Source organism: Paenibacillus agilis, from assembly GCF_007786455.1.
Taxonomy (GTDB): Bacteria; Bacillota; Bacilli; order Paenibacillales; family Paenibacillaceae; genus Paenibacillus_B; species Paenibacillus_B agilis.
Genome location: NZ_VNJK01000001.1, coordinates 590,673 through 603,926 on the forward strand (window position 1 = coordinate 590,673; position 13,254 = coordinate 603,926).

Genomic DNA, 13,254 nt, shown 5'->3' on the forward strand with positions numbered 1-13,254 from the left:
ATGCCTCGATGCGCTATGAAGATCTGATCCACGACATCATCGCCTCTTACTCCAATTCTGATTGCATCGATATGGCATCCAACAACAAAACGATTCCGAAATGCCTCGTCCAGTACGAGGAGACAGATTGGCAATTTATTAAACGTCTTGCCTCGCACTTTGGCGCTGTATTAATTCCCGATGCGACGATGGAAGGACCGAAGTTTTTCTACGGTATCCCAATTGGTCGCAATGGTGAAATTTATAACGACATCTACGATTACCGTAAAGATTTGAACGAATACCGATATGCCCTTGCGAATGGCGAAGATATTTCTAGCATCGACGACTTCCTTGTTTACAAGGTGGAAAGCGGCAAAGTATTTAACATGGGCGACAATATTACGTTCCGAGGCGACCTTTGGAAAGTGTCTGCGGTTGAGGCCCACATGGATGGTGGCTTGCTCAAGTTCCGCTATGAGCTGTCCAAGGAGCCGAGTATCCGCCAGAACTTTATTTACAATGACAAGATTATAGGTGCTTCCTTACAAGGGAAAATACTCGATGTTGCCAAAGACACAGTCAAGGTGCATCTTGAGGTGGATAAGCAGCAATCCGCGGGGGAAGCAAGTTGGTTCTCCTATGCATCGCTTTATACAGCGGAGGGAAACAGCGGTTTCTATTGCATGCCGGAGAAAGGTGACTCCGTTATGCTTTACTTCCCTGATGGGGAGGAGAAGAATGCTACCGCGATGAGTTCTGTCCGCAAAGGAGGCGGCAGCTCGCCGAAACATGCTGATCCGAGCGTGAAGTATTGGGGAGGCCCAAACGGCAAGGAGCTAAAGATGACGCCGAGTGAGGTGTCGTTAACCGCGCAAGCGGGAAGTATCTTTATCCGAATGACTGATGACGGCGGAATTGTGGTGAAGAGCGATAAGCCTTTAACGATAACGTCAAAAAAGAATATGAGCCTCGATGCGACGAAAAAGCTTGTCATTTCCGCACAGGAAGGCATTGAAATGACTTGCGATACGAGCAGTATTATTTTAGATGGCCAGACAGATATACAAGCTTCGGTTATTAAAATGGAAGGGATTAAGAAAAATCCTGTCACCGTTGCACAGATGCCAGAGCTGGATGCGGCTGAAGTGCAAATCGAGGAGGCACCAAAGCCGGAGAAGAAGTCGTTCTGGGGCGGTTTGCTGGATGGTGTGCAATTGGCACTTGACGTGGTCGGGATGATCCCGGTTGTCGGCGAAGTTGCCGACCTTGCGAACGGTGCGATTTCATTAGGCCGTGGCGATTATGTTGGAGCCGCGCTATCTTTTGCAGCAGCATGCCCGATTGGGGGACAAGTAGCAACTGGAGCGAAATGGGCCCGCAAAATTGGCAAGGCGGCGAAAGGAAGTAAAGCGGGACAAGCCGTCATTAGAGCGGGAGTCAAGGTCGTCAAGGCAGGTGACCGCTTGAAGAACGTTATCGACAAGTCGGATGTATTGAAAAATGTGCGCCGTGTGTGGTCGCAGCTTGGCGGTGTGCTGACCTCTGCGCGGAACTTGCTTAGCAACCTTTCAATGTCGCAGATGCTGGCGAAGCTAACGAAGGCGATGGACGGGGTGAAAGATTTTGCCGCCGGCTTTATGAAGGTGTCGGATAAGATGATGGGTGTCATGGACGCCGTAGTAACTGTAGCGGATGCTAGTATACACTTCTTGGGCTCACCTGGTATTTTGGATACGCTGGCCGTGAATCCAGAGATGGCGATGGCTAGTATGATATTTGGCGTGTTTCCTGGTAAAAAGAAAAATGGGGCTAGAAGAAAACCTAAACCTAAACCAGATTCAAAGGCTAGTGCACAAGTTCTCGATCTTAAAAATGTGGACAATGCTGCAAAAGAATATGCTTCCAATTTGAGACGAGGTATTATTGATGGAGTAATTAAAAAAACAACTGGTGGAAAGATAGATGCAAAAGTATTGACCGTAGCAGTGGATAAAAAAACAGGTGAGATGTTCTACGGAATTAGTGGATACAAGAACAACCCGACTAGGTTAAATGAAACACATAAAGATTTAAAGAGAATTCTTAATCATAAAAAAGATTCCGAAACCAATTATCCGTTAGATAATTGCGGTGAGTTCAATGCCATTAATCATGCACTAATAAATGGGAACAAGGTTACCGATTTAAAACTATATACAATAAATATTAAATCTGGAGAATTTAAAGAAATGTGTTTGAATTGTAATGCGATGTACAGTAAATTAGTTACAATAATAAAATAATGAGGAGTGTAAAAATGGTAGAAATGGTGCAGGACTTACTTGAGAAAGCTGGATGGTTTAAAGGTAGAAAAGTGGAAATTGGTAATTACTTGAAGGCATTAGATGGAGAAAATTACTCTGTATTCAAATGTGCTTCTGATTTTCTAGAAGAATATGGCGGATTGAAAATAAAGTTTGAAAATCCTAAAAGGCCAGAAAACTATCTCTCATTGAATATTGATCCAATTGGTGCAGCAAACTCGATTTTTAGAGAAGTATCAATAAGATATGAAAGATATTGTAACGAGGATTTTGTTATTATCGGAGAACTTCCACCTATGGATATGACGTGGTATATTTCTTCTTCCGGGGATTTTTATGGTGGGAACGATGATTTTCTTATTCGTTTAGGAGGGAATTTTCATGAGGCACTTCAAAATGTAGTTAGTGGTGCCAAGTTGGATGTTATTATTGTCGAAGAAGAATGAAGAATAGTATAGGAGATTAAATTCTAGTATTTAAATCGTAATAGAGATAACAAGCAGGTTTAGAATGACTTAACAATCATACTTGATAACTTTGAATGGCTTATTTCCACATGAACGATCAGATGGAATGAGCTTTTTTCTTTTAGGATGGCGTACATACATCTAAAAAAAAGGAATTCTAAGTGATATGTAGAATATTGTAATTAATTATAGGCGTCAGAGCATACTTTATGGTGGTGATTAGATTTGGAAAAATTACCGGTGATTCTAGATCGTGAAATAAATGATCCTAGTTTAGATGCATTTGGGCACAGACATTATGCGATAGCTTTAAAACACATTGTCGAAAATAATAAACCCCCATTCAGTGTGGGATTACTAGGAAATTGGGGGGTCGGAAAAAGCACAATTAAAGAACTATATCTTCATGAATTACAGGATGATTTAGATCGAAAAAAAGCGGTTCTTCCAATTACTTTTAATGCATGGCGCTATGGTGGAGAAAATGTAAAGAGGGCTCTATTGCGACACGTATACATAACACTTGGCGGTAGAGAAGATGAATTAAAAGACAAAATGTATCATCAAATTTCTGAGGTTGTTCTAAAACCAAGAGCTTGGAAAGAAATTATATCTGAATTTTATCAGAGATACTTATGGTATCCGTCACAAATGATATTTATTACGTTAGTAATTGTGTTCTTATTCAGCTACTTTTCAAAAGGGGTAAATGATCCTCTTATCCAGGCAGGTTTAGGTGCTGTACTATCAATTGTGTTTACGGCTATTGCGAGGTTTGCTCTATCAGCAAATGGAATGGTGATACCTCGGTACTCAAATGTTACTAAAGTTTATCCACCAACCGTAAATACTGAACAGTATGCTGATTTTTTAATTGAGCAACTGCATGTTTTTAAGAAGAGTACAGATGGTAAGTTAGTAGATAGAATCATTGTATTTGTGGATGATCTTGATAGGCTCTCTTCAGAAGAAATGATAGAAGGCTTAGATGCAGTTCGTATATTTATGGAAATCCCTAAAGAAAAGCTTCCAGAACAATTGGGTATAGTGTTTGTTCTTTCATGTGATGAGGAAAAAATATCGTACGCATTATCAAATAAGAGAAACTCCGAGTACCTTCCTGCTTCTGTCTCAAATAAAAAAGATGCAAGAAGGTATCTCGATAGAATTTTTCAATTTAGGCTAGAGATACTTCCTTTTCCTAAGAGAGACTTGAGAACATATGCACAAGAAAAATTACTTTCTGCAATGCCAGAATTCAGAAAAGAATTAGAAAGTAAAGGAATACAGTTGTCTAATATTGTAGATCGCTTAATCCATCCTGCCGTGCAAAGTCCAAGGAATGCTTTACAACTTGTAAACATGTTTATGCAATCTTGGTGGATTGCGAAAAAAAGGGAGTTTGAAGGAAGCAATACAAACATAACAGGAGGATTAAGCGAAGGAAATGTAACTAATCATCCTGAAGCACTTGCTGTAGTATGTGCTCTAAGGGTTGATTTTCACTATTTTTATGAGGATTTACTTGAAGATCATAACCTAGTTGATGCTTTTACGAGAACATTCATCCATAATTTGAATGATGGGTATAACCTATCTGAAAGATCTAAGCGAATATTGGGAAGGTATCGAGAAGAGGGAGAAGAAAACGAAAAATATAAATTGAAAGAAGAGTATTATTCTTTAAGGCAATATTTAAGATATGTGCAGGGAATAAGATTGCCTAATTATTTACAACCAATTATATTGCTGTCCCAAGACAAAGTAAGTCGTAAGATAGGAAATAATCGATTGGTGTATGAATCATTAATAAATGGAGATTCAACAGCAATATTTGATGAGTTCTCGCTTTCCATTGATCCCACTAAAACTCTTCCAATTGAGTTCATGGGAGCCGTTAATGAGATTATTGAGGATCTCCAAAATGAAACTGATCTTTACATTATTAACTCATCGATTACGTTAGGAGAAATTTCGAGTAAATTTCCTGTGGAAAACTTTTATACAGCTATAGGCTTTTTATGTAATTCATTAATAAACTTCCCGGATATAAGATGGAAATTAGGTTTGGATAATATTAATGAGATATATGATCGAGCATCTACGGATCAAAAAGCTATTATAACTGACATATTTATTGATGAATTTATTAAAACTGAGGATGTAATAACATTCAAATTAAAATCGGGCCAATTCCCTACTATTGAAGAATTAACTGAAATTATTAATACTGCTGTTGAGATGATCTTAAAAGCTAAGTTTATTGATAATGTCCGTTTTAAAGGAGAAAGTAGATTTTTTGCGTGGTTAAAATTAAGAAGATATTCAAACAATAGGAAAGAAGATAATGTATCCTATACAATACTTGAAAACTGGGTTGAGAAATATCCTGAATTATTAGAAAAGATAGGTATTGATTATCTGGATGAAGGGATTAGGAAACTAGGGCAAGGAACAGAGCTCAATAACTCTAAATTTGTTGAATCATTTAATTTAGTGGTTAATCGTGAATGGTTACTTGGAGAAGAAAGTAAAAATAAAATTTGGCTCTTACTTACAAAAGGAATCAAAGTGAAGCAAGAATATATTTCTATGTGTGTCCTTGAACAAGTGACGAATAAATTAATATTTTCTTCAGAGATGCAGTATAATGACTTTCTCTATTCAGTTTTAGAGAGGGTAATATCCCATGAAAAAAATCAAGAAGAATGGGCTTTGAATAACTATGAAAAGTTTATCGCATTAATAATTGAATTAATCCAAGTTCCGTTTCAAATTTTTGATGACAACTATGATCTAATAGCTGAATTAACAGACTACTGGAAGAATAGAGAAGGAAAAGCCCAATTTACAATCCAATTTGCCAATATTATTCGAATGAAAGATGAGTATCAATTCAATAAAATTTTGAAGAAAATAATTGGATTATTACCGAATGAGGTACATGAGGATTATATTAAGTACATAGGTGATAACTACCTTAATTTATCAATAGAAAATCAAAAGTTAGTTGTTGATTATTATAATGGATTAACCACGACTACTTCTATTGATAATGAAATGGTCAGAAGCTTTGGAGTTTTACTAAAGAAAATAGATTATGAGGCAACTCAAGAAAGCAATTTAAATATCTTACTTTCAAGCTTATTTAGTAGATTACATGAGTGGAGCAATTATAATGAATATACTACCAAGTTATTGCCTTCCATTTCTCATTTAATTGGTTTTACTAATATAAGTAATATAGGATTTGCAATCCAAACTTTGTTCACTAGTTCAACTACAATGAATAATTTTGAGGTTTACAACATACTCTCATCTAGCATGATTGATAAAATGCCAAAGGAATCTAATGCACTTTCCCCATATGACCCTGAAGAAATATTCAACTCAGCACATTCGGTTATTTCAAGAGCGTATAATTACAATAACTTGAATATGATTCATGCTTTGGAACTAATAAACTCTATGGTGAAAAGTGCTGTTATTTCGAATGATTACGACGAGAAGGTAATGGAATTGGCACTACTTTATTGGGAAAACGGGTACAAAGAAGAAACAAAAGAAATAATAGCGAATAATACTTTTTTGCCAACTAAAGAACAATATTATCAAATTATTAGCTCTACAAATACAGGGGAACTTAGTGAAAGAAAAGTGCTGCAGGGATTACTGGACAAACTATCATCTCATGTCGAAAATGAAATGTTCATTGCAGTTTCTCTTGATATAATTAAAGAATTGAGTAGAGATGTGATAGAAATGTGGGTGAAGGCAAATTCCGGAAAGGAAGAACTGCTTATTGAAATACTAAAAAATGGAGGGCTGAATAATGAACAATTAAAGATTGTTACTCTCATGATATTAAAGAGATTAAAACCTGAAAATCAAAAATTAGTACATAATTTGATTCATGAAAGTATCGCTATATTTGAAAAAGAAAAAGAGAAAGATGGGGCATTTAAAGTTATTTTTGAACGTAGGAATAATATTAATAACCTGTTTCTGGAAGAATCTATGATTAATCTTTATGAAACCTTGCTATTGTGTTTAATTAAGACAAGCAGTATATCGCTTAAGCGCTCATTTGCAGACTGGCTTTTTGAAACCAAAGCTGGGCTATTTTTAAGGAATATAGGAAAGTATAAGACAAATAATGTTGATATTGAGATATTACTTGAAGTATTTAAAAATAGTAGATCATTAAAGAAAATGTACAATTCAAAAGAAGGAGCATAATTATTAATTTTTGAAATGTGGGTCAAAGTATTTACTATAAATAGGCCTGTTCTATCTGATTAGGATAGAACAGGCTTTTTGATGCTAGTAAAGTAAGCTAGTTTATTTTGTTCGGTATAATAAAATGAATTGCGCATGGTCCGCGGTATTTACTACATAAGGGTCGAAGCTGAATCCTATAAGGTTCTATATGACCGCGAGTATCGCACACGTTCTTTCCAACATGCCTCGATGCGCTATGAAGATCTGATCCACGACATCATCGCCTCTTACTCCAATTCTGATTGCATCGATATGGCATCCAACAACAAAACGATTCCGAAATGCCTCGTCCAGTACGAGGAGACAGATTGGCAATTTATAAAACGTCTTGCTTCGCACTTTGGTGCGGTATTAATTCCCGATACGACGATGGAAGGACCGAAGTTTTTCTGCGGTGTCCCAATCGGTCGCAATGGCGAGATTCATAACGACATCTACGATTACCGTAAAGATTTGAACGAATACCGATATGCCCTTGCGAATGGCGAGGATATTTCTAGCAGCGACGACTTCCTTGTTTACAAGATGGAAAGCGGCAAAGTGTTTAACATGGGCGATAATATTACATTCCGAGGCGGCCTTTGGAAAGTGTCTGCAGTTGAGGCCCACATGGATGGTGGCTTGCTCAAGTTCCGTTATGAGTTGTCTAAGGAGCCAAGTATTTGCCAGAACTTTATTTACAATGACAAGATTATAGGTGCTTCCTTGTAAGGGAAAATACTCGATGTTGCCAAAGACACGGTCAAGGTGCATCTTGAGGTGGATAAGCAGCAATCTGTGGTGGAAGCAAGTTGGTTCTCCTATGCATCGCTTTATACGGCGGAGGGAAACAGCGGTTGCTATTGCATGCCAGAGAAAGGTGACTCGGTTATGCTTTACTTCCCAGATGGGGAAGAGAAGAACGCTACCGCGATGAGTTCTGTCCGCAAAGGATACAAGCTTCGGTTATTAAAATGGAAGGGATTAAGAAAAATCCTGTCACCGATGCACCGATGCCAGAGCTGGATGGTGTGCAATTGGCACTCGACGTGGTCGGGATGATCCCGGTTGTCGGAGAAGTTGCCGACCTTGCGAACGGGGCGATTTCATTAGGCCGTGTTGATTATGTTGGTGCTGCGTTATCTTTTGCAGCAGCATGCCCGATTGGGGGACAAGTAGCAACTGGAGCGAAATGGGCCCGCAAAATCGGCAAAGCCGCGAAAGGAAGCAAAGCGGGACAAGCCGTTATTAAAGCGGGGGTCAAGGTCGTCAAGGCAGGCGACCGCTTGAAGAACGTTATCGACAAGGCGGATGTACTGAAAAATGTACGGCGTGTGTGGTCACAGCTAGGCGGTATGCTGACCTCTGCAAGGAATTTGCTTAGTAATTTGTCGATGTCGCAGATGCTAGCGAAGGCGATGGACGTCATGGATAACATGGCTACCCTAGCTGATGCTGGAACACACTTCTTAGGGACTCCTGGTTTTTCAGATATGTTGGCTGTATATTCGGGTGGAAACTGATGTGAAGATAACCGACGTTGGCTTTGGTGTAGATGAATTAAAGATAAAAGACTGGAATGAAAGTATAAAAGACTATAATAAAAAATAGGATAATCTAAAGGGAGAATATAATGTTAAACCAAAAAAAGTTAGAATTATCTTACAAAAGGTACAGTAAAAACTTTGTGGATGGAATCAAGTTTGAAGATGTCAAAGAGTATTATGAAAAGAGCAAAAAAGAAATTATTGGTATAGTTGAGTTGAATGATAGCGAGAAGGATCATATTTTATTGATAGATCTTGGATCAATTTTCTCATATTATTTGTCACAGTGGAAAAACGATGTGTTGATTAGTAACGAAAATAGAGCAGATGGATTAAAGCAAATGCAGATGGTCGTTTTTCATCAGTGCATGGTCCAGGAACTTTATAAAGTTCGTTATCCTAATATGAGAGTAAGATACACGTTTAGGGAGGTCATTGCAGCTTTAATTCATTTCACGATGTATGGGTGGGAGAAAGAAGAAAATTTATTGTTTAATTTTATAGTCGACCATCTTGGTGAGAATATCATGGAAGCCAATGATAAAAATAAACATATATGGTTTTTGCTAGAGTTATACCTACAATATAGAAATAAAACAATTTTTGGGACGAGTAAAAAAATGTATTTAGCTGTAAAAGAAAAGTTTATGGAAGCTGGGCTAAGATACGGAATAATACCTGAAGAGCTGGATGTTTATGATGAAGTGTTAGAGAAATGGTCAACAAGTAGTACAGAAGAAATAGAAAATTTGCTTGAAAAAATGTCATTACACCACTCTAAACTGGCCTCAGAAATAGGTCAGCTAGGTGAATTTGGTGACTTTAGATATGGATTCTATCCGTTTGAAATATTGTTCCTTATACACGTGAGGCATAAACTAGGCTTGTATGTTCCAACACAATTTGAGAACTTCTTGATGAATACGCCAGAAGCAAAAATGAAGATTGTAGATCCTGAACCTTATCCTGAATGGGATCCTTTGCTGCGTCTTATCGATCATTATTATCGTAAAAACTATCCGGACTATATCCCTAGTAAACACGGAGAGTTGTTTCAATAAATTATACGGAGGAAGCAAGTATGTCTGATCAAGATATAGTTCAACTCATATTCCAAGATAGCAAGGATATAGAGGAGTTTTCAGGTCAACGAGAGGAATTAGACTTATACGAGGACATATTAAAATATGGACTGTCTACTAAGAAATTTCTATTTCTTGATTACAAAGGTGAACAGTATCAGGAAATAGTCAATTACATGTTGGATTATGAGTTCAAACATCATATTGAATTAGCTTCACAAGAAGAACTTGAGGGGCTAGGAGATTTTGAATATGAATATCTACCTGAAAAGATAAAGGAAACCAACAAAATAATATCAAAAAAAGGATACGGATTGTTTTCTTATCCAACCTCTGGTGACTTTTATGTATTATTCCTTGCTAAGTTGGAGAATAAAACAAAATTGCTACAAGTAGAGATTCTTGTTGACGAACTAATTCCTTCTAATGAAAGATTTATAAAGTATTACTACTAAGATTAGATAAGAATAGAAATGCTATTGATTCTTAATTTATGGATTTGTTAGTGTATGTGCAAGGCGGCAGATAAAAGTAAAACTAAATTATTTTTTAATAAATGCAGGCTTATTCCAACTTGAATTACCGAGTGGAATAAGCTTTTTTCATAGAGTGGGTGTGCCCGACGCTTGGAGATGTGAGGTTCTAAGTGGGTGGAAGGGAATGGTATCTTTTTGTATAGGGGGGAAGAGAGTAACCCAAATGATTGAGGCACCTAAAGGCTTCAAAAATAAACCCTCCATATAACTCGAAAGAGTCATTCTCAAAAATGAACCGACGTGATACATTAAATCTATTATAGAGGTTTGGTTATAATATCCAATCTAGAGCCGAGTCCATGCTGATACTATCAAATCCCGTTTCTATCTAAGGAACTATTCTAGCAGCCGAGCGATTCGTCGCGGAAGCATAGATAAATCTAAATTCCGATCAAAAAGGGATGATAACTAAGATTAGGTTCGAGGTAGGGGCTATTAACCCGACTTCTCAAAAAAAGGAGGGAATTGATGATAACGATATTGGATACCGTTGGTCATTCTCCATTGGTACAATTGCGCAATTTAGTAGATAGTGATCGATATGATATTCGCCTGAAGCTGGAGCGAACAAATCCAGGCGGAAGTATTAAAGACCGTCCAGCGCTGTACATTGTGAAGGAAGCGGAGTGTCGGGGTTGGCTGCGGCCTGGGGGGACGATTATCGAATCTTCGTCGGGCAACTTCGGAATATCACTTGCGATGATTGGGGCGGCTCGTGGTTATCGCGTCATTATTCTCGTCGATCCGAAAACGACGCCAACGAACTTGGCATTGCTTAAGGCGTATGGAGCCGAGGTTATTGTGGTGACAGAGCAGGATGACAGCGGTTCTTACCATAAGACGAGAATTGCGCTTGCGAACAAGCTGCATCGAGAGATTCCCAATTCTTTTAGACCTGACCAATGCTTTAGCCCGTTGAATGGAGAAGCGCACTACAAGGGAACAGCACAAGAGCTGTTCGAACAATGTGGAGGCGAGCTGGACGCTGTTGTGTTGACGGTGAGTACAGGTGGGCAGGTGGGCGGCTTTTCCCGCTTTTTCCGAGAACATGCACCGAATGTGAAGGTGGTGGCGGTGGATGCTGTAGGTTCGACGATTTTCGGAGGACAAGCACATTCGTACTTGCTGCCAGGAATGGGACTCAGCTGGACCCCGACCAATATTGACAATCTGAATCGTATTGATGAAGTATATAAAGCGCCTGATGAAGATTCGTTCATGATGTGCAGAATGATGGCAAAGCATGAAGGCATTATGTGCGGTGGCTCGACAGGAGCGGGGATGGTAGTAGCTTTGAAGCTTGCTTTACAAGGGGAGAGCAGCAAGAAACAACGAATCGTATGCATTGCTTCGGATAATGGAGAGCGTTACTTGTCTACGATATACAATGATGAATGGATGCTGGAGCGCAACTTGGATACGACGCTGAATCCGACTCATTTGCTAGAGAGAGTTTCACGTCTCGCACCCTATAGTATCAATCCGATCGAGACAGCCAACTACAAGCCTGAGCTTGAATATTTGTTGGACTCGCCAAGCCGTCAGTACATTGCGGATGAGGCAGCCGGATGATTAGTAGGGGTCAAGACAATCCATTTTCGCCGCAGGCCTTAAAAATTTATGCGATTACAATTGTATTTTACGCCATTGTTTATATGGCTCTGATGATAGTCCCGTTTTACGCGTTATCTTTAAATGCTACCAAAACCGATATCGGACTTATTATGGGTGCAACGATGCTGACATCCATGTTTGCAAGACCTATTGCAGGGAAGCTCATTGACCGTTATGGGGCCAGCCGTATTTTTGTTATCGTGCTTATCGTCTTTGCTGTTTCTTTACTTGGCTATTTCGTTCCTGAACTATGGATGATCGGAGTCGTTCGTATTGTTCAAGGGATCGTGGCCGCTTTTTTCTCCACTGCGATGGAGATTATTACAATCGATCTTCTTTCTGACAAAGTGAGAGGTCAGGGGTTATCCCTTTATTCACTCGCTACGATGATACCTTCAACCTTTGGACCAGCGGCGGCTCTTTATATGAAGGATGTCGCATCCATGAATGCGATTTTTGTTGGATTCGTCGTACTAGGTATTGTTAATGTAGTCTTTGCTATTATCGTAGCGCGATCCAAAACGAGCCGGCTGCATACTCCTATCCCTGATACAATTCAAGTACAGTCGCCAGGGCTATGGAAAAATCGCAAGCTAATCGTATCCTCAATGATTATGTTGTTCGCTTCCATTGCGAATGGAGCTATCTTCACTTTCCTTCCGATACATCTGGAAAATCAACAATCCTCATGGGGAAGTATCTATTTTTTAACGCAGACTGTTGTGCTCGTGTTATGCCGATTTATAGGGCGAAGCCGTATTCCGTCTAATGGGGAAACACCGATACGACTCGTGCTTCTAATGAGCTTGCTTGCAAGTATGGGCAGCTTACTGCTGAGCTTGTTTGTATATTGGCCGATGTTACTGCTTGCGGCAGTATTGAACGGAATTGCATTTGCGATGCTGTATCCAGCGCTGCTAACGTTTGTATCGTTTTCTGTGCCTGAACAGGCAAGAGGTTTTTTACTAGGCTTGTTTATAGGCGCGGCTGATTTTGGCTTTGCCTTAGGGGCATTAGTGATGGGCCCGCTTGCTGATTTATTATCGTTCCACATCATGTTTATGACGTGTGCGGCATTGTGTTTTACGGCTTGCCTGCTGCTTCCTTTGTATCGGAGTAAGGTTGTCAGGAGAAGTCAGGAAACGTCATTTTCGTAATCAATGAAAGAGGAGAGCGGATATCCGCTCTTCTTTTATTTCTATTATTATATCAAGTTCTCTTCCAGTAAATTGAATATAGAATGCATAGTATATTCGACTTCTCCATATGTGAAAATTATTATAGATAATGTATAAATATATGTGTTCATATACAACTATCTATAAAATATATACACCGCGAAAGGTACAAGGTTTATTTCACATTGCGCGATGATACAAAATGTTTCTGGGTAATTTTATAATTCGAAAAAATATATAAAATATAATTAACTATAAAAAGTTACAATATTATTAATTGTTTAG

The 13,254-nt window shown here is 38.8% G+C and carries 10 protein-coding genes; all 10 read left to right on the top strand.

Annotated features, from left to right (window positions below; genetic code table 11):
- Positions 1-2,264, top strand: a 2,264-nt coding sequence (locus FPZ44_RS02630) for a phage baseplate assembly protein V (RefSeq protein WP_186785885.1), incomplete at its 5' end; no start/stop codon positions are given.
- A gap of 14 nt (positions 2,265-2,278) precedes the next feature.
- Positions 2,279-2,731 carry an SUKH-3 domain-containing protein gene (locus FPZ44_RS02635; protein WP_186785886.1) on the top strand — a complete coding sequence of 151 codons (453 nt, stop codon included), beginning with the start codon at positions 2,279-2,281 and terminating at the stop codon, positions 2,729-2,731.
- 246 nt (positions 2,732-2,977) lie between these two features.
- A complete protein-coding gene (locus FPZ44_RS02640) occupies positions 2,978-6,991 on the top strand; it encodes a KAP family P-loop NTPase fold protein (protein ID WP_144987122.1) in 4,014 nt (1,337 codons plus the stop codon).
- Positions 6,992-7,126: 135 nt separating this feature from the next.
- Positions 7,127-7,744, top strand: coding sequence for a hypothetical protein (locus tag FPZ44_RS02645; protein ID WP_144987124.1), 618 nt, complete (start codon positions 7,127-7,129; stop codon positions 7,742-7,744).
- 6 nt (positions 7,745-7,750) lie between these two features.
- Complete coding sequence (locus tag FPZ44_RS27060; protein ID WP_418789163.1) at positions 7,751-8,074, top strand: phage baseplate assembly protein V; 324 nt, start codon at positions 7,751-7,753, stop codon at positions 8,072-8,074.
- Entirely contained in the window at positions 7,987-8,535 is a 549-nt protein-coding gene (locus tag FPZ44_RS26315; RefSeq protein WP_186785887.1) for a hypothetical protein, read from the top strand. The genes FPZ44_RS27060 and FPZ44_RS26315 overlap by 88 nt, the downstream gene beginning before the upstream one ends.
- Before the next feature lie 110 nt (positions 8,536-8,645).
- Positions 8,646-9,620: a hypothetical protein gene (locus tag FPZ44_RS02655; protein WP_144987126.1), complete on the top strand. Its 975-nt coding sequence runs from the start codon at positions 8,646-8,648 to the stop codon at positions 9,618-9,620.
- A 20-nt stretch (positions 9,621-9,640) separates the two neighbouring features.
- Positions 9,641-10,096, top strand: coding sequence for a DUF6630 family protein (locus tag FPZ44_RS02660; RefSeq protein WP_144987128.1), 456 nt, complete (start codon positions 9,641-9,643; stop codon positions 10,094-10,096).
- Positions 10,097-10,645: 549 nt separating this feature from the next.
- On the top strand, positions 10,646-11,749 hold the full coding sequence (locus FPZ44_RS02665) for a PLP-dependent cysteine synthase family protein (RefSeq protein ID WP_144987131.1): 1,104 nt from the start codon (positions 10,646-10,648) through the stop codon (positions 11,747-11,749).
- Positions 11,746-12,948, top strand: coding sequence for a staphylopine family metallophore export MFS transporter CntE (gene cntE / locus FPZ44_RS02670; RefSeq protein ID WP_144987133.1), 1,203 nt, complete (start codon positions 11,746-11,748; stop codon positions 12,946-12,948). Before FPZ44_RS02665 ends, cntE begins: the two co-directional genes overlap by 4 nt.
- Positions 12,949-13,254: the final 306 nt, after the last annotated feature.

Excerpts from the sequence above, each read along its gene's own strand:
- FPZ44_RS26315 (WP_186785887.1), top strand. The coding sequence starts at position 7,987 with ATGGAAGGGATTAAGAAAAATCCTGTCACCGATGCACCGATGCCAGAG.
- FPZ44_RS02645 (WP_144987124.1), top strand. The coding sequence starts at position 7,127 with ATGGTCCGCGGTATTTACTACATAAGGGTCGAAGCTGAATCCTATAAG.
- cntE (WP_144987133.1), top strand. The coding sequence starts at position 11,746 with ATGATTAGTAGGGGTCAAGACAATCCATTTTCGCCGCAGGCCTTAAAA.
- FPZ44_RS02635 (WP_186785886.1), top strand. The coding sequence starts at position 2,279 with ATGGTAGAAATGGTGCAGGACTTACTTGAGAAAGCTGGATGGTTTAAA.
- FPZ44_RS02655 (WP_144987126.1), top strand. The coding sequence starts at position 8,646 with ATGTTAAACCAAAAAAAGTTAGAATTATCTTACAAAAGGTACAGTAAA.
- FPZ44_RS02665 (WP_144987131.1), top strand. The coding sequence starts at position 10,646 with ATGATAACGATATTGGATACCGTTGGTCATTCTCCATTGGTACAATTG.
- FPZ44_RS02660 (WP_144987128.1), top strand. The coding sequence starts at position 9,641 with ATGTCTGATCAAGATATAGTTCAACTCATATTCCAAGATAGCAAGGAT.